At 38.3% G+C, this 22909-nt stretch carries 25 protein-coding genes; 7 read left to right on the top strand and 18 right to left on the bottom strand.

Going from position 1 to position 22909, the window contains the following annotated elements:
* The first annotated feature begins 25 nt into the window (after window positions 1-25).
* Both SULBA_RS06495 and SULBA_RS06490 read left to right on the top strand, forming a co-directional pair.
* Window positions 26-1195: a pyridoxal phosphate-dependent aminotransferase gene (locus tag SULBA_RS06495; RefSeq protein WP_014769483.1), complete on the top strand. Its 1170-nt coding sequence runs from the start codon at window positions 26-28 to the stop codon at window positions 1193-1195.
* Between the two features lie 89 nt (window positions 1196-1284).
* Window positions 1285-2508: an NAD(P)-dependent oxidoreductase gene (locus SULBA_RS06490; protein WP_342503275.1), complete on the top strand. Its 1224-nt coding sequence runs from the start codon at window positions 1285-1287 to the stop codon at window positions 2506-2508.
* A 46-nt stretch (window positions 2509-2554) separates the two neighbouring features.
* Here the strand turns inward: SULBA_RS06490 and SULBA_RS06485 are convergent, their stop codons facing one another.
* The 6 genes from SULBA_RS06485 to SULBA_RS06460 all read right to left on the bottom strand — a co-directional run bounded on the left by SULBA_RS06485 (window position 2555) and on the right by SULBA_RS06460 (window position 7374).
* The gene (locus SULBA_RS06485) at window positions 2555-2800 is read right to left on the bottom strand and encodes a hypothetical protein (RefSeq protein WP_014769481.1); all 246 of its coding nucleotides are present in this window, start codon (window positions 2798-2800) and stop codon (window positions 2555-2557) included.
* A gap of 12 nt (window positions 2801-2812) precedes the next feature.
* The gene (gene lpxD / locus SULBA_RS06480; RefSeq protein WP_041671959.1) at window positions 2813-3763 is read right to left on the bottom strand and encodes a UDP-3-O-(3-hydroxymyristoyl)glucosamine N-acyltransferase; all 951 of its coding nucleotides are present in this window, start codon (window positions 3761-3763) and stop codon (window positions 2813-2815) included.
* A gap of 2 nt (window positions 3764-3765) precedes the next feature.
* Complete coding sequence (gene ilvN, locus SULBA_RS06475) at window positions 3766-4227, bottom strand: acetolactate synthase small subunit (RefSeq protein ID WP_245391459.1); 462 nt, start codon at window positions 4225-4227, stop codon at window positions 3766-3768.
* 12 nt (window positions 4228-4239) lie between these two features.
* On the bottom strand, window positions 4240-5931 hold the full coding sequence (locus tag SULBA_RS06470; protein ID WP_014769478.1) for an acetolactate synthase large subunit: 1692 nt from the start codon (window positions 5929-5931) through the stop codon (window positions 4240-4242).
* Window positions 5932-6177: 246 nt separating this feature from the next.
* A complete protein-coding gene (locus SULBA_RS06465) occupies window positions 6178-7140 on the bottom strand; it encodes a Ppx/GppA phosphatase family protein (RefSeq protein WP_014769477.1) in 963 nt (320 codons plus the stop codon).
* 9 nt (window positions 7141-7149) lie between these two features.
* Window positions 7150-7374 (bottom strand): hypothetical protein, encoded by a 225-nt coding sequence (locus SULBA_RS06460; protein WP_014769476.1) that lies wholly within the window; start codon window positions 7372-7374, stop codon window positions 7150-7152.
* A gap of 204 nt (window positions 7375-7578) precedes the next feature.
* Between SULBA_RS06460 and SULBA_RS06455 the strand changes: the two genes are divergently transcribed.
* From SULBA_RS06455 to pdxA, 5 genes are all read left to right on the top strand, one after another.
* Window positions 7579-9048, top strand: coding sequence for an NAD(P)/FAD-dependent oxidoreductase (locus tag SULBA_RS06455; RefSeq protein ID WP_014769475.1), 1470 nt, complete (start codon window positions 7579-7581; stop codon window positions 9046-9048).
* Window positions 9049-9075: 27 nt separating this feature from the next.
* Window positions 9076-9450 carry a c-type cytochrome gene (locus SULBA_RS06450; RefSeq protein ID WP_014769474.1) on the top strand — a complete coding sequence of 125 codons (375 nt, stop codon included), beginning with the start codon at window positions 9076-9078 and terminating at the stop codon, window positions 9448-9450.
* Window positions 9451-9461: 11 nt separating this feature from the next.
* Window positions 9462-10616: a cytochrome b/b6 domain-containing protein gene (locus tag SULBA_RS06445; RefSeq protein WP_014769473.1), complete on the top strand. Its 1155-nt coding sequence runs from the start codon at window positions 9462-9464 to the stop codon at window positions 10614-10616.
* 63 nt (window positions 10617-10679) lie between these two features.
* The gene (locus tag SULBA_RS06440) at window positions 10680-11459 is read left to right on the top strand and encodes a pyridoxine 5'-phosphate synthase (protein ID WP_014769472.1); all 780 of its coding nucleotides are present in this window, start codon (window positions 10680-10682) and stop codon (window positions 11457-11459) included.
* Entirely contained in the window at window positions 11450-12391 is a 942-nt protein-coding gene (gene pdxA / locus SULBA_RS06435; RefSeq protein ID WP_216593434.1) for a 4-hydroxythreonine-4-phosphate dehydrogenase, read from the top strand. The genes SULBA_RS06440 and pdxA overlap by 10 nt, the downstream gene beginning before the upstream one ends.
* Here pdxA and SULBA_RS06430 read toward each other — a convergent pair.
* The 12 genes from SULBA_RS06430 to SULBA_RS06375 all read right to left on the bottom strand — a co-directional run bounded on the left by SULBA_RS06430 (window position 12388) and on the right by SULBA_RS06375 (window position 22879).
* On the bottom strand, window positions 12388-13089 hold the full coding sequence (locus SULBA_RS06430) for an energy-coupling factor ABC transporter ATP-binding protein (protein WP_014769470.1): 702 nt from the start codon (window positions 13087-13089) through the stop codon (window positions 12388-12390). The genes pdxA and SULBA_RS06430 overlap by 4 nt on opposite strands.
* Entirely contained in the window at window positions 13086-13763 is a 678-nt protein-coding gene (locus SULBA_RS06425) for an energy-coupling factor transporter transmembrane component T family protein (RefSeq protein ID WP_014769469.1), read from the bottom strand. The genes SULBA_RS06430 and SULBA_RS06425 overlap by 4 nt, the downstream gene beginning before the upstream one ends.
* Window positions 13733-14446: a cobalt transporter CbiM gene (gene cbiM, locus SULBA_RS12750; RefSeq protein ID WP_014769468.1), complete on the bottom strand. Its 714-nt coding sequence runs from the start codon at window positions 14444-14446 to the stop codon at window positions 13733-13735. The genes SULBA_RS06425 and cbiM overlap by 31 nt, the downstream gene beginning before the upstream one ends.
* Before the next feature lies 1 nt (window position 14447).
* A complete protein-coding gene (locus SULBA_RS06415) occupies window positions 14448-15182 on the bottom strand; it encodes a DUF4198 domain-containing protein (RefSeq protein WP_014769467.1) in 735 nt (244 codons plus the stop codon).
* Window positions 15183-15265: 83 nt separating this feature from the next.
* Entirely contained in the window at window positions 15266-16285 is a 1020-nt protein-coding gene (gene mnmH / locus SULBA_RS06410) for a tRNA 2-selenouridine(34) synthase MnmH (protein WP_014769466.1), read from the bottom strand.
* Window positions 16279-16770, bottom strand: coding sequence for an HIT family protein (locus tag SULBA_RS06405; protein ID WP_014769465.1), 492 nt, complete (start codon window positions 16768-16770; stop codon window positions 16279-16281). The genes mnmH and SULBA_RS06405 overlap by 7 nt, the downstream gene beginning before the upstream one ends.
* Window positions 16770-17558, bottom strand: a complete 789-nt coding sequence (gene trpC, locus SULBA_RS06400; RefSeq protein ID WP_014769464.1) for an indole-3-glycerol phosphate synthase TrpC — start codon at window positions 17556-17558, stop codon at window positions 16770-16772. Before trpC ends, SULBA_RS06405 begins: the two co-directional genes overlap by 1 nt.
* On the bottom strand, window positions 17555-18820 hold the full coding sequence (locus SULBA_RS06395) for a tetratricopeptide repeat protein (RefSeq protein ID WP_014769463.1): 1266 nt from the start codon (window positions 18818-18820) through the stop codon (window positions 17555-17557). The genes trpC and SULBA_RS06395 overlap by 4 nt, the downstream gene beginning before the upstream one ends.
* The gene (locus tag SULBA_RS06390) at window positions 18796-19176 is read right to left on the bottom strand and encodes a YkgJ family cysteine cluster protein (protein WP_014769462.1); all 381 of its coding nucleotides are present in this window, start codon (window positions 19174-19176) and stop codon (window positions 18796-18798) included. Before SULBA_RS06390 ends, SULBA_RS06395 begins: the two co-directional genes overlap by 25 nt.
* Window positions 19164-19865 (bottom strand): tRNA1(Val) (adenine(37)-N6)-methyltransferase, encoded by a 702-nt coding sequence (locus tag SULBA_RS06385; protein ID WP_014769461.1) that lies wholly within the window; start codon window positions 19863-19865, stop codon window positions 19164-19166. Before SULBA_RS06385 ends, SULBA_RS06390 begins: the two co-directional genes overlap by 13 nt.
* Window positions 19866-21911, bottom strand: a complete 2046-nt coding sequence (locus SULBA_RS06380; RefSeq protein ID WP_014769460.1) for a hypothetical protein — start codon at window positions 21909-21911, stop codon at window positions 19866-19868. It lies immediately after the preceding gene.
* 2 nt (window positions 21912-21913) lie between these two features.
* Window positions 21914-22879 (bottom strand): NAD(P)-binding domain-containing protein, encoded by a 966-nt coding sequence (locus SULBA_RS06375; RefSeq protein WP_014769459.1) that lies wholly within the window; start codon window positions 22877-22879, stop codon window positions 21914-21916.
* Window positions 22880-22909: the final 30 nt, after the last annotated feature.

Below are 22909 nucleotides of genomic sequence, written 5' to 3'. Positions count from 1 at the left end.
CGATATTTTTACAGGGGAAATCTTCATGCTGTCACAAAGAATTCAAGTTTTATCACCCTCTTTAACCTTGGCCATTACCGCTTTGGCAAGAGATCTTAAAGCTCAAGGAAAAGATATTTTAAGCTTTTCTGCGGGTGAACCCGATTTTGATACACCTCAAGGTGTAAAAGATGCTGCGATTGAAGCGATCCAACACGGTTGCTCAAAATACACAGCTGTTGCTGGCACACCTGAAGTGCTTAAAGCCATTGCAGGTAAACTTAAGCGTGAAAACAACCTTGATTATAAACCTTCTCAAATTGTTGTGAATGTGGGTGCTAAACACTCTTTGTTTAACATTTTTCAAGCCATTATTGATGAAGGTGACGAAGTGATTATTCCTGCTCCTTATTGGGTCACTTATCCTGAAATTGTTAAATATTCAGGGGGAACGCCTGTGTATATTGAAACGGATGAGTCCAGTGATTTTAAAATCACACCTGCCCAATTAAAAGCTGCAATTACGCCTAAAACAAAAGTGCTTTTATTTAATACCCCTTCTAATCCTACAGGTGCAGTCTATTCAAAAAGTGATTTAGAAGCCATAGCAGAAGTTTTAAAAGGTACCAATGTTCTAGTCGTTTCAGATGAAATGTATGAAAAGATTTTATTTGACAATCTAACCTTTACCTCTGTTGCGTCTATTAGTGAAGATATGTTTCATCGTACCATTACTGTGAATGGTCTTAGCAAATCTGTTGCAATGCCAGGTTGGCGTTTTGGCTATCTTGCCTGTCCTATCAAAGAGATTGTCGATGCCATTGTTGATCTTCAAGGTCAAAGTACATCAAACATTAACACAATTACGCAAAAAGCGGCGATTCCTGCACTCAATGGGGATGTAGACGTTGATATTGAAACGATGCGTGCTGCATTTGAAAGACGTCGAAATATGGCATATGATTTACTCAATAACATTAAAGGTCTTTCCGTTATGAAGCCAGAAGGTGCGTTTTACCTTTATGTAAACACCAAAGCCGTTGAAAATGATTCCATGAAATTTTGCTCTAAACTTCTTGAAGAAACGGGTGTTGCAGTGGTTCCTGGTCTTGGGTTTGGAAGTGATGGGTACTTTAGATTCTCATTTGCAACCGATGATGCTACTATTAAAGATGGTATTGGGCGTATTAAAGCATTTGTTGAAAACTACAAATAAACCTTTCACCAAAGGGCATGTGTTAAAACAAGCTCTTTGGTGAAAAACTTCTTACAAAAGTCCCATGATTTGGGTACAATTCTGACACAATTTTTACACAGATAAAGGGTACAGAGATGAACAAATATGTCATTACACTTGCTAATACATGCTTAGGATGTAAAAAACCTGCCTGTCAAAAAGGGTGTCCTGTACAGACTCCAATTCCAGAGATGATTCGCCTTTTTTTGGCGGGTGATATTAAAAAAGCAGGACAAATGCTTTTTGAAAACAATCCTCTTTCTGTAATTTGTTCACTTGTGTGTCCCCATGAAAAACATTGCGAGGGACATTGTATTCTTAATAAAAAAGGGACAGCTGTTAGTGTGGGGAGTATCGAAAATTATATTTCAGACCTGTATATTCATGATAAACATTTTGAAAAACCACTGAAAAATGGTCATAAAGTAGCCATTATTGGAAGTGGACCTGCAGGTATTTCATTGGCATTTATTCTAGCGGCAAAAGGGTATGCTATTACTATGTATGACGCTCATGATAAAATCGGGGGTGTGCTTCGTTATGGTATTCCTGATTTTAGGCTCAATAAAACGATTTTAGATACGTTGGTTCTCAAACTAGAAGAATTAGGTGTCGTAATTCGTCCCAATATCACCGTGGGTAAAAATATCACCGTTGGCGATCTTTTTAGAGATGAATTTAAAGCGGTGTTTATAGGAACGGGGGTTTGGTCACCTAAAAAGCTTGGTATTAAGGGTGAAAGTTTAGGGCATGTTCACTTTGCGATTGATTATCTTAAAAATCCCTCCGTGCATCACCTGGGTAAAAAAGTGATTGTTTTGGGTGCGGGAAATGTAGCGATGGATGTAGCAAGAACAGCGGTACGTAATGGTTCTCAAGAAGTCATTATTATGTATCGAAAAGGAATGGAAGATATTCCCGCATCACATCATGAAGTTGAATGTGCCAAAATAGATGGTGTGAAATTTGATTTGTATAAGCAACCTATTGAAATTACAGATGCAGGTGTAAAATATCGAACGACCGATGAAGAACAATCAGAGGGTCTTTTGGAAGCAGATTCCGTTCTTATTGCTATTAGTCAAACAGCCAAGGATAATATTATCCAAGGAGCACGAGAGATTGAAGTGGATGGTAAGGGTCTCGTGATTACCGATGAAAGTGGTAGAACAACGATGCAAGGTGTTTTCGCTTCGGGTGATGTGGTCACAGGGGCTAGAACAGTGGTTGAAGCCGTTTCTTTTTCTAAACGAGCATCATCAGCAATTGAGGAGTATATCGCTTCTTTATAATAAAAAAGCTTTACATGTAAAAGATTTTTACATGTAAAGCTTTTGATTATTTGACTTCTGTATTAAAATGTTCTTTTGCATCTTTAAGGGCATTAATCAGCTCATCAATATTTTCATAAGGAATATGTGCTTTCCAATCAGGTTCTTGAGCATTACTTTTTAATGAGATACCAATGCTTACCACAGGAAAGGAACCATTTCCATAGGGTTCTTCTAAATGTGAAACAGAAATGGTTCCATTTTTCGTGCCTGCTAATGCAAATTTTGTCAGTATTGTATTTTTTCCACCCATTGTATTTTCCTTTTAATTCTTTTTAAAAAATCGAGCAAGTTTAGCGTTATTTTTTAACCACTCACTTTGTAATGTAAGGGGAAATCCACCATAAACTTTTCCCCCTTCAATGGATTTTGAAACGCCACCACGTGCGGCAATCGTTGCAAAATCACCAATTTCTAAATGCCCAGCCGTTGCACTCTGTCCACCCATAACCACATTTCGTCCAAGTTTACTTGACCCAGCCAAACCTGCTTGTGCAACAATAATACTGTATGCCCCAATTTCACAGTTATGCCCAATTTGAACAAGGTTGTCTATTTTTGTCCCTTTTTTAATGATGGTTGAGCCAAAAACAGCACGATCAATGGTACTGTTCGCTCCAATTTCTACTTCTTCTTCAAGAATCACATTGCCATGATGGTAAATTTTGATATGTTCACCCATTTTGGTATGGGCATAGCCAAAACCATCACTTCCAATAATTGCTCCTGCTTGAATGATGCAATCATCTCCAATGATAGCGTTGTCATAAATAACAACGTTTGGATAAATAGTTACATTTTTTCCAATACGTACATTAGCGCCAATAGTCACATTGGGCATAATATAACTCCCCTCTTCTACGATGCTACCACTACCGATAACTACATTTGGTGCTAGATGCACTTCTTGAGAGATGGTGGCGGGCATTGAGGTTTCAAAAGGTTTATGTGCAAAAAGTTTACTGGCATATGCCATACTTAAGTAAGGATTTTCACTGAGTAAAATTTGAGAATGGGAAGGAACAAAACTTTGAAATTCAGGGGTAACAATGATTGCCCCTGCTTTGCTTGTTTTTAAATCTTCTAAGAGTTTTTTATCTGAGAAAAAAGAGATATGTGATGGGGTTGCTTCTTTTAGGGGTGCAAAGGAGATGACATCAAAATCATCTCCCTCAAAGCTTAAATGCATAGCGTGTGCTAAAAAACTGAGTTTCATCATTACATATCCAATGCGACAGAGCCACTTCTAACGATGTCTGTGGGGTTGTATTTTTTAACAGCTTTTAAAAAATTATCAATACGATCATAATCATCCGCAACCATAACCACAATAAACTCCTCACCACTACTAGCAATCGTTCCATTGTAGGCTTTTAGCATGGCATCCAGACCATTGAAATCTTCATTAAGAGGAATTTTAACAAGGGCTAATTCTTTTTCAACAAACTGACCAGATTCGATGACTTTATAAATTGGAATCAGTTTATGCAATTGTTTGACAATTTGTTCTAACACAGGAGCATTTCCTGAAGTCACAATGGTCAAGCGAGAGAGATTTGTTTTAGGAATGGGAGCGACTGTAAGAGAGTCAATATTATACCCACGACCTGCAAAAAGCCCAGAAATACGTGACAAAACACCATCTTCATTGAGAACAATAACCGATAAAACGCGTCTTATATGTTCCATCGTTTACTCCTTATACTCAAGCATCATGTTGTACAACGTTCCACCTGCTGGAACCATCGGTAAAACATTTTCAAAACGATCAATATTAACATCAATCATACACACCGTATTGGAAGCAATGGCTTCTTCAAGCGCTTTATCAAACGCTTCTTTGGTGGTTACTCTAAAACCACGTCCCCCAAAACTCTCGACTAATTTTACAAAATCAGGTTGTATCGTTAAATCTGTCGATGAGTAGCGTTTATCATAGAAAAAGGTTTGCCATTGACGAACCATACCTAGAAATTGATTGTTTAGAATAATATTAATAACAGGTATTTTGCTCTCAACTGCTGTCATAAGTTCTTGAATGTTCATTAAAATAGAACCATCACCCGTAAAATTAATGACTGTTTTAGAAGGAACGGCTACTTTTGCACCCAACGCTGCTGGAAGACCATAGCCCATAGTGCCTAAACCACCGCTTGTTAGCCATTGTCTTGGATACGAAAAAGGATAAAACTGTGCTGACCACATTTGATGCTGACCAACATCCGTACAAATAATCGCTTTATCACCTAGAAGATGCCCTACTCTTTCAATTGCCCATTGCGGTTTAATCACTTCATTGGAATCTTCATACTTGAGTGGATGAATTTCATCGTAACGATTTAAAAGGTCACGCCATGGCTTATATTTTTCTTCTTTGATATGCTCTTTTGCTAGGGGAATCATCGCCTCAATAACATTTTTCAAATCCCCAACGATAGGGTAATCAATAGGAACAATTTTACCAATACTGCTAGGATCAATATCGATATGAATAATTTTAGCATGCTTCGCAAATTCGCTGAGTTTGCCTGTAACCCGATCATCAAAGCGTGGGCCAAAGGCTATCATTAAGTCAGCTTCACTCATTGCCATGTTAGCACTGTAGCAACCATGCATCCCCAACATTCCGAGTAATAAGGGATTTTCATGACCCATAATACCTCGTGCCATTAAAGTTTCAACCGCAGGAATACCACAAATTTTGGCAAATTCTCTTACTTCAGCGCTGGCATTAGAATGAATCGCACCACCACCGATGTAAAGTACCGGGCGTTTAGCAGCTTGAATTGCTTCAATCGCTTTTTTAATCTGGCGTGGATTGCCTTTGTAGGTTGGCTTATAGGTTTGCATTTTTATTTCAGATGGATACGCAAAATGCCCCATTTGTGCCGTAACGTCTTTTGGGATATCCACGTGAACGGGACCTGGTCTGCCACTGCGTGCAATGTAAAATGCCTCTTTTAAAATACGAGGCAAATCTTTAACATCTTTGACCAAATAGTTATGTTTAACACAAGGGCGACTAATACCCACTGCATCGATTTCTTGAAATGCATCTGTCCCAATCATACTAATAGGAACTTGACCACTAATAACCACCATAGGAATCGAATCCATATACGCCGTTGCAAGACCTGTAACAGCATTGGTAAAACCAGGACCGCTGGTGACAAAAGCAACGCCTACTTCACCACTCGCTCTTGCATAACCATCGGCTGCGTGAATCGCTGCTTGTTCGTGTCTGGTTAAAATATGTTTGAAATAATTTTGTTTATAAACTTCATCATAAACATTCATAATCGCACCACCAGGATAGCCAAAGACGACGCTGACATTCTCCTTACGTAGTGCTTCTATGACCATTTGGGAACCGCTTAACTCCATGACCTCTCCTTTCATATTTTTAATAACGGTTTTTAAGCTTTGCTTAAAAACCTATCGTTGCACTTGGCGCTAAAGCTTGCCTCTTGTGAGGCAGAATGTTTTACATGTAATGCAAAGCACAAAGACCTATGCAACATGGCGTTGTGAATCTTTACATGTAAAAAAACATAAAGTAAATTTTTAAATTCTTTACCTTTTGTAGCATTTACGGTCTGTAAAAAAGTGGGTTATTATAGCAAAGAAACATTAAACTTCTTGTAGCATATGTCCTAAATGACGTTTGTTTTGGTGTATAAGAATCTCTTTCTCTTTAGATGAAGCGTCGCAATGAGCAAGTGCAACACCTTCCCTTAAGCCATCATCAATAACAACACAATGTACAAAACCTAATTTTTTCATAATCGCTTTTACGATTAAAATGCCTACAACAACTAAATCACGGCGATTGGTACCTGTGTAACGCTCTGCATCCGCTTCATTTAGGCTACTAAGTTGTTGGTACGCTTTTTCAAAATCGTTTACATGTAAAACTTTACCATTCACCACAGATGCATCATAATGTGCATAATCAAGACCTTCTAAAAACGCAGCAACGGTGGTTGGTGTCCCAGCTGTTGTTACTAATTGTAAATAATTTTTTTGAATTAGAGGAATATCTTTTAGAAATGTCTCAATACTTTCAACCACATGTGTTACATTTTGCTCAATATTATCTTTATATTGTTCGGCAACACTAACAATGCCAAAAGGAAAGCTTTGTGTTACTTTTTTTCCATTTTTGCAAAAAACAAATTCGGTAGAACCTCCGCCTAAGTCAAAAAGAACATAGGTTTTTTCATTCAAACCTTCTCTTTTAAGGGCATACTCAATGGCTAAAGAGGTCAAATATGCTTCTGTTTCTCCTGAAATAATTTTAAAATTAAGCCCAAAACGACGTTTTATCTCTTCTAAAATAGGGAGAGCATTGTGTGCGACACGCATGGCTTGCGTTGTAACACATACGCAAGGCTCAGCTTTAAAATCAAAGAGCCTAGAAGCCTCTTCAAGGGCTTCAAAAATAGCATTTTGAGAGCTTTCACAAATCATATGCGTGCGATGCAAATCTTTAGCCGTGCGTACAATTTTTTCATAGGTATTTAATTTTTTCTTACTGACACAGTCTATTTCCACAATACGTAAAGTATTGGACCCCAAATCACAGGCAATCAATGATATTTCCTAACGGCTACGTAGGGTAAAAAGTTTAATAATGCCGTGAATCACTAGACGAATGATGCCCAGTAAAAGATAGACAATAAAGGTATACAGCAGCGGATGGTAAGGCATTTGATGCTCAGCTAAGTGCTTGAAATGTTCGATGGGATAGGCTATCCACTGATTCATATGGATGCCCAATGACAACACAAAAAGCAATATAATAAAAATAGCACACTCTTTTTTCATAGGCTTCACTTACTTAAAGAAATAAAGAGTGATTTTAAGCAAATATAACTTAAGAGTAGGTTTTTTGTGTGTTACATAGTTGCAATATTTTTAGAAAACTATAAACAAGTAAAATAATCAGGTATAATTTTTTTAAGCAAGGAAAACCTTAGATTAGTGGAAGTAGAATGGGGAAACACTCAATATAAAGGACGGGTAATTGTTATGAAACAAAACAAAATCATTGAAGAAGTACTTCATGAGATTGAAAAACAAGAGGGTATACTCTCACGTCGAGAGGCGATGAAACTTTTAGCACTCTCTCCTATAGCCGCAGGTGTTTTGGGAAGTGCTAGCGTTCCAGTTGCTGCAAAGGCTTCTTCAAATGCAAAAGGTAAAATCGTCATTGTTGGCGCTGGGCTTGCAGGTATGGCAACAGCCGCAAGACTCACACACACGCTTTCAAACCCAGACATTACTATTATTGAACCAAACCCAAAATCAGTTTCGTACCAGCCAGGACAAACACTGATTGCTGCTGGTATTTGGAAAAAAAGCGACATTGAATATGAAACGGCTAAGTTTCTTCCTAGTGGCGTAAAATGGATTCAAGATTTTGTGGTTGGGTTTGATCCTGATGCAAATAAAGTGCGTTTAAAAAATGGAACAGAAGTCAGTTATGATTATTTGATTGTTGCAACAGGACTGCATTTAAATTTTGGGGCTATTAAAGGATTAGAAGGTGAAATCACCTCTTCAGGCGAAAATGAAATCGTCAAAAAGAAATTAGGTAAGGATGGTGTTTATTCTATCTATTTTGCAGACGGTGCTGTTGATACTTATAAAGGAATTCAAGAGTTAATTGTAAAAGCTAAAGCTCATACAGGAAGTGAAAAGCTACAGGCACTTTTTACCGACCCTGATACAGCTATTAAATGCGGTGGGGCACCGAAGAAAATTATGTATATTACCCATGATTTATTGAGTAAAGCGGGGGTTAGAGATAAGGTTGAGCTGATATTCTGTCCATCGGGTGATAAAATGTTTGGTGTTCCTGAATACCACGAGGCGATTCTCGAGCAATTTAAAGTAAGAAATTTTAAATGGGAGTACAAAACCAATCTCATTGCGATTGATACTGACAAAAAAATAGCAACTTTTGAGAAAAAATGGCTTGAAAAAGGTGAATACGACGAGGATTTACAAGAATATACCATGGTGGTTAAAAGTGAAAATGTTGAGAAAAAATATGACTTTATCCATGTAACACCGCCTCAAAAAGCACCTGATGTTGTTGGTAACTCACCTCTTGGCTCCAACAAAGGCTGGGTACCTGTGGTAAAAGAGACCTTACAACATGTCAAATATAAAAATGTTTTTGCCATTGGTGATGTTGCTGCACTTCCTATGGGCAAAACAGGCGGAAGCGCACGTAAGCAATACGGTGTTGTAGCGGATAATCTTATTGCGGTTATGGAGAAGAAAGAATCTCTTCCTTCCGCATACGATGGTTATACGGTTTGTCCTTTAATTACCAGTATTGGAACGGTTATGATGGCGGAGTTTAATTGGACGGCAAAACCAACGCCATCTGTGCCACTTGACCCAACGCAGGAGCGATGGTTTTGGTGGTTGGTAAAAGTCTATGCGCTTAAGCCAATGACCATCTATGGTATGCTCTCAGGCCGCGCTTAATTAACGATGACACAAAAAGGATTAATAATGAAAAAAATAAATATAGCACTCTCGCTTATGGTTGCCTTGGTTGTTTTAAGTGGCTGTAACTCTAAGCCAAAAGAGGAAGTAAAAACGTATAAATACACTACGGATGTTGTTTATAAAGAGACCTGCTTGCACTGTCATGGGGCAAAAGGTGAAGGTGTTGCTGAAAAGAAAAGTCCTGCCATTAATAAACTAAGTATTCAAGAGTTGGAGATGGCATTGTTTGATATTAAAAACGGTGGGCTTGGGCAATCAACGGCTAGTGAGCATGAAGTAATGGAACACAATATGAAAAAGCTGACTGAAAAAGGGTATGACTACGACATTAAAGCAATGGCGAATTATATTTTCACAACCTTCAATCAAGCAAAATAGAACGGATAGGGATGTTTTTTGGTGAAAAAACGCATCAAAAAACATCCGCCTGCACTATGAATACACCAAAAAGAGTGTTTGTCTGGCCACTGTGTACACGTATCATCCATTGGATTATTGCGACCTCTTTTTTACTTGCTTTTATCACTTCATTTTTTTATCAATGGTATGTGTGGCATATTTGCTTTGGCTTTATTTTTGGAGTGGTATTACTTTTTCGCATTATTTGGGGTTTTATCGGACCTCATTATGCCACCTTTAAAACCTTTCAACTTAGCCTCAATGCCTTAAAATACTATTTTGTTGAAAAAATTCAGAACAGATGGCGCACCATTCATGCAGGTCACAATGCCGCTTCTAGTTGGTTTACCATCATTGTCTTAAGTTTTGGAATACTGATTGTCATCAGTGGTTTAGTGGTGCAAGGCATTGAAGACGCTAGTGGATTGTTGGGATTTTTACATCCATCTTATTTTCAATTTTCTACACATTTTATGTGGCTGCATAGCGTTCTTGCCTACACGCTTTTTGCCTGTAGTATGATTCATATTTTAGGTGTTTTGATCGAACAATTTTACCATAAAACACATATGGTGTTTGCGATGATTACAGGTTATAAGAAAGCAACAGGAGAAGATGCCCATGTCTCTTTACCTTTACATATTTTTGCGTATGGTAGCATCGCTTTATGCCTTTTTATTGTTTTACATGTAAAGAGTTATGAAGAGACTTTTTTAACACAAACGTATGTTGAAAAACGTGATTTTCAAGCTGAAAATAGTGCCTACAAGCAATGCTCAAGTTGTCATAAACCCTACCCTCCTTTTATGCTTCCAAAGGATTCATGGGCAAAACTTATGCAAGGGTTGGAAAATCATTTTGGTGAAACGATTAGCGAACATAATATTACAAAAGCAGATCAAGAAAGTATTTATGCTTATTTAATCGCACACAGTGCTGAAGATTCAAACCACACATTGGCACTTAAAACCCTCCAATCGCTAGGAGAACTTCGTCCACTTTCCATGAAAAAAGTGCCTTATTGGAGAGACATTCATGAAAATGTGGTGTTACCAGTGGATGTCAAAAGTGCATCGAACTGTTTTGCCTGTCATAAAGATTTCGAATACGGTATTTTAGATAAAGCGCATATTCGGCGTCCGTAAAGTAAAGAAATTTTTTTCACATTATCTTTTGCTATAATCGTTAAAAACAATAAAGGAATTTGAATGCTTCTAGGTGTAAATATTGATCATATTGCGGTTTTAAGAGAAGCACGAAAAATAAATGACCCTGATCCTTTAGAGGCTGTCTCTTTGGTGAAGCGTGCGGGTGCTGATCAGATCACCATTCATTTACGAGAAGACCGCCGTCATATTAACGATGAAGATGCTAAAAGTATTATCGAGAATGCGCATGTTCCTGTGAATTTAGAGTGTTCTATCAATGAAGAAATTATTGAAACAGTACTCGCTCTTCGCCCACACCGTGCAACATTAGTCCCCGAAAAACGTGAAGAGGTCACCACAGAGGGTGGCTTGAATGTGGTTAAAAATAAAGCGGTGATGATTGACATTGCTAAGCGATTAAAAAAAGAGCATATTGAACTCTCTTTGTTTATTGATCCAAACAGTGCCATGATCGATGCCTCTCATGAAATAGGTGCACAATGGATAGAACTTCATACGGGGTTATATGCCAATATTTACGCCATGCTCTACTCCAATCTTTCCCGCTCACGTCATAGTATTCAGGAGTTGGAGTTAGATAGAGAAACCTTACATGTAAAACTTATTGAAGCCACACATGAACTTGAAATATCAGCAAAATATGCCCATCAATTAGGGCTTAGAGTTGCTGCTGGGCATGGATTAAATTATCATAATGTGAAGCGTATTGTCCAGATTAAAGAGATTTGTGAGCTTAATATTGGGCAGAGTATTATTGCTCGTTCCGTGTTTGTTGGATTTGAAAATGCAGTTAAAGAGATGTTAGGATTATTACGATGAAAAAAATAGCCATTAGTCTTGGGGATTTAAACGGTATTGGGTTAGAAATTGCACTCAAAGCGCATGATGAAGTGAAAAAAGTGTGTCATCCAATTTATTGTATCAATGAAAATATGCTAGGTTGGGGTTCAGCACTCTTAGGGCTAGATATTCCTTTGGATTTTGAGATACGTGATTGTGGCAAGGTCTTTGAAATTGAAGCGGGTGTTTGCTCCGCAGAAGCGGGTGAGAGTTCTTATGACTCGTTTATTACGGCTGTGGCATTGGCTAAGAGCAATGAAGTAAGTGGCATCGTCACCTTGCCCATCAACAAAGAATCATGGGCGATGGCAGGATTGGAGTACAAAGGACACACCGATGCACTCAGTGATTTACTCGGATGTGAAGCCATTATGATGCTCGGATGTGAAGCGATGTTTACCATTCTTTACACGCATCATATCCCTTTATGTGATGTCCCGCATGAAATTAAAACGAAAAAGCTCAAGCCCTTTCTCTTGAAGGTCTATGAGGAGTTAGGCGAAGATAAAATCGCTGTTTTGGGACTCAACCCTCATGCAGGCGATAATGGCGTCATTGGCGATGAGGAAGAGGAGATAAAAAAAGCGATTACTAAAGCCAATAATTTTTTAGAGCGTGAGGTCTTTGTAGGCCCTTTTGTACCTGATATGGCGTTTACGAAAACCAACCGTGATAAGTTTCGCTATTTTGTTTGTATGTACCATGATCAAGGGTTAATTCCTTTAAAAGCACTCTATTTTGAGGAGAGCATTAACGTCAGTCTGAATGCAGGTATTGTAAGAACCTCTGTGGATCATGGTACCGCTTTTGATATTGCGTACAAAGATGCCAATCCTTCAACGCTTAGCTATATTAATGCGATTAAAGAAGCGGTTAAACTTGCCACAGCAAAAAAACTACTGACCTTTTAATCCCTGCTACCTTGTGTATCTTTAGGATACTTAGGGGTAGCATGATTGGGTAGACAGATAACGCCTTGTGGGGTTATCTCGTATATTTTTTCCACAACAGATTCTATAAACGCTTTATGGTGCGAGACAATAATAATACTCTTATCAATGCGTCCTAAAATATCCACCAAGCGTAACTGCATCGCTTGATCGAGTCCATTGGTGGGTTCATCCAAAAGCATGAGTTTGGGCTCCATAATCAAAACGCCTGCCAATGCGACCAGCTTTTTCTCTCCGCCTGAGAGATGATAGACGATCTTTTTTGCCAAATGTGCAATGCCCAAATCTTGCAGCATCATCGCTGTTTTGAGTTTGGCTTCCTCTTTGGAAACACCACTCGCCAAAAGGCTAAAGGCGACATCATCTTCAACCACAGGCGCTAAAAACTGGTTGTCTGAATCTTGAAACAGGTAACCGATGAGATGACGCATGCTTTTAAAATCTTCCAAAGAGTGCATCGGCTGGTGAAAGAGCTCTAAAGTGCCTTCTTCTAAGCTTCTAAGCCCTGCGATAATCTCTAAAAGCGTTGTTTTGCCACAGCCATTGGGACCAATAATGGCAATCTTCTCTTTATGTGAGACATCGAGTGTCACATTTTCATACAAACGCACACCATCGCGTGAGGTCGAGAGGTTTTTGATATTCACCGAACAGCTCATATAAGGGCTCCTTGTCGCCAAACGAGCGATAAAATCGTGATAAAAGCAAGTAGCGTATCGTAAGCGCTCAAGTCTTGATGCGCTTCTAGAGTATAGACTTCACCGCAAAAACCACGCAGGTGCATCGCTTTTTGAAGCCAAAGTGAGCGCTCCAATGCTTTAATGAACAAAATGCCCACAAATCCTGCCATTGTTTTATAGGTTAGAAGATTGGTTTTAGGAATAAATCCTCTTACATGTAAGGTATTTTTGAAAAGTGTAAACTCTCGTTTGATGAGAAAAATGGACTTTGCCGTGAAAAAGAAGATGGAGGTGAGTTTGTGCGGCAGATGCAAACGCTGCATCGCAATGGCGATGGAAAATTCATCTTTGCCTTGAAAAATCGTTAATACAAACAGTAAAATAAAATTGGATCGTAAAAAAATAAGCAGTGCCAATTCATAGTTTTCTTGCCAAAGCATGCTTGCCACAACGATGGCAATGAGGGTATTGAGCAAAAAGAGTCGCTTGAAGATGCTCCACAGTGACGCTTTTTGTAGCCAACCAAGCAACAGCAGTGGCAAAAGTATGGGGAGATAAAGATGCTCTTGTAATGCCACGACGGTGCTGTACAACAACGCTAAAAGAAGCGCTGTTGTCGGTGCTATGCGTGGCTGGGTTTGCGTTTTATCCAAAAAAGTGCTCCAAAGAAAAAAACAATTATAGCCAATCCCAAGAGCATTTTATCCCAAGGTGTATCGGAGGGCAATGTTTTTGCCTCTTCTTTGGTGTGACTTTGAGCGATATAGTGTGTTTGTGTTTGGTGTCCCATGCCTGCTTCAAGGATAATGTCAAATTCAGCCGCAGGCAATGTGGCGGATGCTTTGCCCTCATCATCGGTTTTAAGGGTTAAAAGCTCTTTTTGGTTCGCATCTAAGAGCTTTACGGCTGAAAGCGCTAAAGGAACAAACCCAATTAAAAACCAGAGCAAATCTTTGTGCCAGCGTTTGGTGGGAGGAAGCATAAAAAGCCAATACCCAACCAGTGTTGGCGTGGCAAGATTGAAGAGGTTGATACCCAGCGTCGTAAGTCCTCCAAAGCCAAAAAGAACGCCTTGGAGTAAAAGGGCGACAAAGATAGCAATGAAAGCTCTTATGCCTAGCATAGCGCCTATAATGCCCCCTAAAACAAGGTGTACCGATGTGGGACCAATGGGGACATGAATGAACGACGCCAAAAAGAACAGCGCTGAAAGTACGGCCGTTTTAGGAATTTCATCATCTTTGAGTGTTTTAAACGCATACAGGGTAAAAGCAGCCGAAACGACTGCTCCACCGATTAAAATCTCAGGTCTGAGTAATCCTTCACTGAGGTGCATTTTATTTCATCGCCTCCGTTTTGAGCCACAGCACAGCACCCAATTCGACAGGGTAACTTTTACCCTCTTTTTTGATCTTTTCATCATCATCCATTAATGCTGCAAATCCCCACCAGCCTTCTTGAGGGAGTGCCACATGAAAGACGCCATTTTGATCGGCTTTGTACACTTGCGTAACGTACATTTCATTGGGCGCTTTGAGCCCTTTTGTGTTGTAGAATTCTACTTCAACTTCGGCATTCGCAACGGGTTTGCCTTTGTAAAGCACTTGGGCGCTAAACAGATTGCCTGCATAGAGTGAATAAGGGCGAGAAAGTGGGATGATTTCTGCTTTAAGACCAATGGGTTTATCCCAACCCTCGCCTGAACCAAACGCATCCACAATCGTTTTGGTTTGATGGCGGATAAATTTCTCCTCAGCAGGCTCAAAATACGGCACAGGATCGACATAGAATTGGTATACACCTGGTTCTTTAATCGTGTATTCACTTGTCCATGATGTCATTGCGCCTTTTTTGACCTCTTTAAAGGAAGACAGAAGCGATGTTTTTTTGCCCTCAGCAAAAACGCCTGCCTCTTTAGGCTTTTCCATATTCATACTGTTTTGTTCAAAGGGATGGGTAAATTCATACTGAACCGCTACTTTTGGGCTACTACCTTGCTCGATCACAGATTTGTCTGTCATCACTGTTTGAAAATGTGCAAACAAAGACGATGCGCATACAATGGAAGCCAATAATATTTTTATACAAATACTCCTCTTAAATAATATTTTAATAAATAACTTATTATTGTCTCACTAAAGAGGTAAAAAAAGACTTAAAGATTCGTAGAGGAAAGGTTTACATGTAAGGCATTTAAAGCATCATACGTTGTTTGTTCTTTTGCATATTCAAGAAAAAAATTACTGTGCTGTGGTTTTTTATAGACAACATCATAGTACTTCAGTAAAAGCAGTTCAACCACTTTTTCAAGCTGTTTGTTTTCATAGGCTCTAAAAATCTCTTCTTTAACACTTTTTTGAATATAAGGTGCAATTTTTTGCATGGATGAGTAAAAAAAATCAGCTGACATAGAAGCGTAATCTTTTAAAATGCGCTCAATTCTCTGTGGAAGAGGCGCTGTTATTTCAACACGAATTCCTTGATGTATATGTTTGTATAAACGAGAAGGAATGGTGCATGTGCCCATTTTTTTACTCTCTGCCTCAACAAAGATATACGTATGAGGGTCGATTTTATGTAAAATTTCGCATAGATTATTTTCAAATGTTTTTTGGTTTGGTTGAATACCTTTAATATGACCAAAACTGGATCCTAAATGATTTGCCATTTTTTCGAGGTCTAAAGAAGGTGAAAGTTTGGTTAGTAACTCACTTTTACCACACCCTGTGTTGCCCCCTAAGACAATAAAACGGTGATGAGGAAGATTTTCAAGGTAGCTAAGAACATAAAAACGGTAGCTTTTGTATCCCCCTTTAAGCCGATACACTTGATAGCCTATGTGTGCAAGAATGCTGGCAAGAGAACTAGAACGAAGACCACCCTTTGCACAGTAAATGCCTATTTTAGAACCTATTTTACACGTTTTAGCAATTTCTAAAAGATGTTGTGCACTGTTTTGACAAATGTAATGGGCTCCTAAAAGTTTTGCATCATTGCGAGAAACATTTTTATACAACGTCCCTACTTCACAATGCTCTGCATCATTTAAGACGTAGTAATTAGCCGCCCCCACCATATGAGACGCTTCAAATTCCTTAGGGCTACGCACATCAATAAGAAGCTCAAATGAAGATTTTTTCTCCATAAAGGCATCAATGTCCAACTCGTTTAGCATGCAAGATACTCAGGAATTAACCCTTTTAAATGCTGATAAATTTTTTCAAAATCCGCTCCATAAACTCTGGTGTCAGCAATGGTGGTAATAAAGTTCGTATCGCCACTCCAACGGGGAATCACATGATAGTGAATATGCTCAGCAATGCCTGCTCCACCACTTTTGCCTAAATTCATTCCCAAATTGACCCCTTGTGCGCCAATGCCTTCTTTAAGCATAAGAACACAGCGTTGAATGAGTAAAGAGATATGCACCCACACCTGTGGGTCAAGTGCTTCGACACAATCGGTATGGTAATGTGGAATCACCATAAAATGGCCAGGTGAATACGGATAGCGGTTCATCACGATAAAACAGTGCTCATCACGGTAGAGTACATGGTGCTCATCGTCTTTTTCGGGATGTTCTGAAATATTACAAAACACACATCCTTGAGGTCTTTCACAAAAATAAGCACTGCGCCATGGGGCATACATGTAATCCATTAGTCTACCTTTTTGAAAGATTTTAGAGATGTTTCTATGTCATTTTCCCTCATAAAATATTCTCCAATTAAAAACGCATCTGCTCCCATCTGACTTAAGTGTTTAATCGTCTCTTTATCGTTCAATCCACTCTCTGCTACGATGATCTTTCCTTGAGGAATCAGTGGCATAAGCTTCTGGGTTAAGTTCATATCCATCTCAAAGGTCTCTAAATTTCGGTGGTTTATACCGATGATATTCGCTCCTGCAAAAATGGCTTTGACCAAATCCTCTTTATCATGTATTTCGACTAAAACTTCCAGTCCTAGTCGTAATGCATACTCTAATAGGTGTTTTAACTCAGCTTTTGAAAGTGCTTTTGCGATCAATAAAATGAAATCGGCGCCGTAAACAAGGGCTTCAAGTATCTGATACTCATCAATAATAAAATCTTTTCGCAACAGCGGTGTTGGTACATAACGGCGGATTTGGGTTAAATACTCTAAATTACCTTTAAAATAGTGTGGCTCAGTCAGCACAGAAATCGCATCTGCCCCTCCTAACTCATACGCTTTGGCAATGAGTAAAGGGTCAAAATCTTCTTTAATAATTCCCTTGCTAGGGCTTGCTTTTTTAACTTCTGCAATAATACGATACGGATTTTGGGGTGTTGCTTTAAGATACGGTTTAACATCGCGTGGCATAAACGGATTAAAGGCAAGGCTCCTGCCTAGCCAATCTATGGTGTATTCTTTCTTTTTCTTTTCTAAGTCTTCATGGGTACGTTTTATAATTTCATCTAAAATCATTTTTTCTCTTTCAAACATTTCTTAATGGCATTCAAATGCACAACAACCTCTTCTTCCATCATTGATTCACCAAGACCTTGCATCACTTCATACGCCTTTTCGCATTGACCCAATTTATAATATCCCCATGCTAAAGAATCAAGATAAAAAGGAGAATTCGGCTCAATTTTGAGGGCTTCTTGTACCAAATAAATACCTTTTTGGACATTTATGTCATGGTCAATTAACAAATAGCCATAGTAATTAAAATAGACAGAATCCCGTAAAACACTTGTGACTTCTTCAAACTTGAGTGTAATGGCGTGAAGAATCTCGGGTGTGAGGGTGTTCTTGTGATGTTCATACTCATAAATTGCCATTTTGCCCAAGTAGTCAAGGTTTTTACTCTCGTCATATAAACGCTCAGCTAAAGCGTAAGCATCCATAAAGCGTTTTTGGGTGGCATAAATATGTAAAAGCATATCTTGATTAAACGGTGAGTTTTTTAAAAATTCAATCGCTCCTTTTGTATCTCTTACATACAATAAGAGTTCAACAATTTTTTTAGATAACTCTTCGTTATGATGTTCTTTGTAAAGTTTTTTATACGTTGCAATTAAACCTTGAACATTACGTTCTTTGCCATAAATTTCGATGAGTTTGAAACAGGTTTTATTTCCACATCCTTCCATATTTGCATAGGTTTCTAAATGTGCAATCGCATCGTCACGTCTTTCTAAAAAACGGTACTGCAATTCAACAATATTCATCAATAAATCTTCAGACTGCTCTTGTTTGTACGCACTTTCAAAATATTTCAGTGCCAAATCATAGGCTTTCATTTGAAGGTATAAATTGCCAGCAATGCTTAAATGCTGGATACTTTTATCGTGTTCAATGAGTTTTAAAATCTCGTGTTCTGCCTCTTTGTAACGCTTTTCTTTCACCAATTGCCCTACCAAAAGACGGTTAAAATTTTTCTCATCAGGGTATTTTTGAAGTCCCTCCGCAATCAATGCTGGGGCATCAGGATCGCCCAATACAAAAGCCAAGCCTGCATCTTCGGTTAAATAAACCTTTTTTTGGCTCTGCTCATAAAGTGAATGGTAGATTTTACGGGCGTTTGTATAATCACCTTTTTGTTGATAATGCAACGCTTGCAAGATAAGATTGTCCTCTTCTTCAAAAACTTTTTTTGTGGTTTCATTAAGAACGACAACTTCTTTGGTGCTGCATCCCACCAAGAAGAAAAGAACAATTATAAGCGAATAATACCGGGACATTCTGAAACTACCTCGTCAATGTTTTCTTTAAAATATTCCCAAAAGGGAAAGGTTCGGCACTGAGATGGACGCACATCGTAGATGGTACACATCTTTTTTTCTCTATCAAAAAAGACACACCCATAGCCACCTTCATACGCAATCTCTTTAATCGTGAAACGATAGCGAATTTTTAGTAAATAGTTATTGATAAAGCTCTCTTTGCTTAACAAAAGTTTTTCAGCAATAGCTTCTATTTCTTCTTGACTCACCCAAATATACCCACTCTCTCCAATGCAGCATTTTCCTTCACAGCTTTGGCAGGCTTTTGGATTAAAAGCATACTTAAAGCCCTCTTGATACATTAATCCATCCATTCAAGGCTCTTTGTTTTTGATTTTTCAAAAATAGCTTTCACACGCTTAGTAAACTGTTCTTCCTCGCACATCAACAAAGGCGCATGAATCCTACACAATGACTTTGAGTTTTTACGTGCACAAACAAGTACCAAAGAAGCTTCTTTGTCAATTTTAGGATGTACAAAACAGAGATTTTCTACATTTAAACCATTGCTAAGTAGCGCATGCATAAGCATATCAAGTTGTTTAGCATCATAACAAAAGGTAAAATACCCACGATTGGAAAGTGTTTTACTCACCTTTTTTGCGAAAGCTTCAAAAGGGAGCGCACTACTATGTCTGCTAAGGCTTAGCGTATCCTTTTCGCTCTTAACGCCTCCTTGATGGTAAAAAGGAGGGTTGGAGATAATATGGTCAAATTTCTCTTCAAATTTTACTTCTAAAAAATCTTTACATGTAAAGGATTCAATGCTTAAATGATTGGCTAAAGCATTGGCGTGTGCAATTTCACAATTTTTCGCTTGAATATCCAAAAGGCTTACATGTAAAGAAGGAAAATCACGTTTGAGTAAAAGTCCTAAAATACCACATCCACATCCAACATCCAAGAGCTTCCCTTTTGGATTTAAGGTGCTTATAAAATCATACAGTAATAAAGAATCGCTGTTGTAGCGATACCCTTCTTTTAATTGCAATAAATTGAGCATTTAGCGATACACCTTGATCTGAAAACCCCGTGCTTTAGCTTGTTCAATGTTTGAGAGGGCATAGCTTATTTTTGCCCCCTCTCCTACGTAAGATGTAACCAACTCACCACCTGCTTTGGCTCTGGCTTTGCCAAGTCCAATGTTAGCAAGAGCACTAATACGCTCAATCTCACTCTCTTCAATGCCAACTTTCTTTGTTTTAAGAAGCGCTAAAGAAGCAAAGCCTGAATTGTCCACAATGGGTGTTATTTCAAAGAAATAAGAACGATCATAGCGTGATAAAAAGCTTTTTATATCTGTTTTGCATTTTTCAGAAAGGGCATCCACTCCTGTTCCCATATCTTCACAGTTTATTTGAGCTATATAGTTCAATGGCTCATTTGAGCGAGGAGCATTCTCTTTTGATTTGAGTGCTTCTTTATGATTTACATGTAAGGTTTTTATACTTTCATCCTTTGCTTTGAGTTGTTCTTGCAGTCTTAGGAGTGACTCATGTGTTTCTTTGAGTTTTTGCATATCGGCTTGCTGCATCGCCTCATGTTTTTCACGCAAGAGTATCAGCTGTTGTTGAACGGTTTGAAGTTCTTTTGCGTAGTTTTCTTTTTCCAAACTCAAGGCTTCATTTTTCTGGGTGAGTTCTTTGTTTTGGTGCTCTATACGTTCAAAATTTTCTTTAGCAGTTGCTTTATATTCGTTTAATTGACCATCGAGTTGTTGGAGTAGTTCTTGTTTGTATCTCTCAAAATGAGCCATTTTTTCATTAAAAATACGGTAGTTTTTGTTGTGAGTTTGGCTGATTTCATCGACACGTTTTTCAACTTCTTTATCAATATCCTGCGTAATGGCTTGAAGCTTTGTGATGGTTTGGGTTAATTCTTGAAGCTTTTGTTCTTTTTGAGCAGCCTCTTCTTTGGCTTTTTCCACTGTGAGGGTTAAGGTTTCAATTTTGGCTTGCATCGCTTCTTTATAGTGTTGATTTTCAAAGCTTAGTTCGCTATAACGCTTCTTTTCCTCATCAAGATAGTGTTTAAATTTTGCCAAATCTTTTTCACTCTCTAAAAGTAAAGCATCAACATGTTTTTTTGCACTTGAAAGCTCTGATTTTAGGTGTTTCACTTCTTCTTCATGCGTGGCATTTTCTTTAACAATAGCTTCTTCTTTTAATCGTAAGGTTTCTGTATGTTTCGCTTCCAACTCTTGAAGCTGTTTTGTGGAAGATTCAAGGAGTTGATTTTTTATTTCCAGTTCTTTTTTTTCATTTTCAAAACGTGTTTGATATTCTGCTTCTTGAAGGTGAAGCTTTTCTTTTAATGCGTCAAGATTTGTGTTAAGTTCTGCAATACTTGTCTCATAGCTAAGAAATTTAGCCCGTTCTTCTTCTCGTGCTAGGTGAATTTCTTGATGTTTTTTGGCATCATCTTGTGCTTGTTTTGCTTTTTGCGATTCAATTTCTGATTTTAAGTCATTGGATTCACTCTCTATTTTATGGGAGAGTAAAAGGTTTTCTTTTTGAAGATCATTTAATTTTAGGGTCAATTCGCTGATATTTTTAAAATGATGCTCTTCTGCTTCATTAAGGCGTTGTGTGCTCTGCTGTAGCCATGCTTGTTTTTCTTTTTCGTACTCTTTTTGTTGCATCTCTATTTTTTGAACAAGTTCATCTTTTTCATTGGTCATTAAAAAATAGTCATGATGCAAGAAAAGAAGGGTTTTTTGCAAACGGGTAATCATACGCTTTAAATCTTGCATGTTCACAGCATTTTCAGGAATAGCTTTACCAAATTCATCGACATAGTTTTCTAATTCTAAGGCATTTGCCTCTTTGCTTTGTGCTAGAGTTGCTTCTTTATCAATGTAGCGCTTTTGAGTTTCTAAAGGCAGGTCACTAAACTTAACATCGTCTTTAGGAATGTACTTCTCTCCTAGTTCATCAAAAGAGACACCTCCAAAATTTCCTAAGGTGTACGAGGCTATACCGCCAATCACAAGAAGCATCAAAAATAAAAGTGCGAAGAATTGCGAACCTAAGAGCTTATGTTTCTCCATTCCTAACCTTGTTTTTGGTGTGATTTAAGAATGTGGGAGATAATGTGGTATGCATGATTGAGCGCAATTGCAATGCTTCCTCCACTTTTAACGGCAATATCCCCAGCAAGGTATAAGCCTTTGGTTTTGGTTTCATAATTTTCATCAAATTCTGCTTTATTCTCTTCATTGAAGCTAATACCACATTTTTTGAGAAAATCAATCGGGGTTGTTCCTCCAATGGCATAAATCACTCTATCATACACCGTGTCATACCCATCGGTAAAGTGCACTTTGGGTAAACCATTTTCATTTTCAATGCTTACAATATCCATTCCCAGACGCAATCGCAGTTTTTCCCGACCATTGTACTCTTGAATCATTTGAAGATTAATATCGTTCAGTCTGCTAAAGCTCTCTTTTCGATAATTTAACGTCACGTTGTTTGTTTTTGAAAGCTCAAGGGCATACTCTACGGCGGAATTTCCTCCTCCTACGAGTAAGATTTTCTCATTTTGGGAGCATTTGTCGAGGTTAAAGTTAATACGTTCTTTAAGGGAAATAGGTAAAGTATAGTCTGGTTTATTGGGTTTTCCCATGGTTCCAATAGCCACAATAACGTATTTTGCAATATAGCCTGCTTTGCTCGTAACAATTTGAAATTCATCACCTGTTTTCGTAATGCTCTCCACCTCGCTGTTAAAAGCAGTGTCAATTTCACCCTTATCCAGTAAGGAGTCAAAGTAATTGAGTGTACTCTCTTTGGTTCCATCTCTAAAGTCAATCGTTCCTTCTAATACAATCTCTTGACCTTTATAATTTTTATCGACACGTTTGTTATCTTTGTAGAATTTACGAATGGTTTGAGAGTGGTTATCTCCTTTTTCAATCATCAAAATATTTTGAATGCCAAATACCTTTGCTTCAACGGCCGCTCCAATTCCTCCTGGCCCTCCACCAATAATGGCGATATCATAAATTTGCTGCATGACATTTCCTTGTTTAGTATCTTTTATAGT

Source organism: Sulfurospirillum barnesii SES-3 (assembly GCF_000265295.1).
Classification (GTDB): Bacteria; Campylobacterota; Campylobacteria; order Campylobacterales; family Sulfurospirillaceae; genus Sulfurospirillum; species Sulfurospirillum barnesii.
The sequence above is the reverse complement of the archived record's forward strand: the minus strand, read 5'-3'. Positions and strand labels throughout refer to the sequence as shown.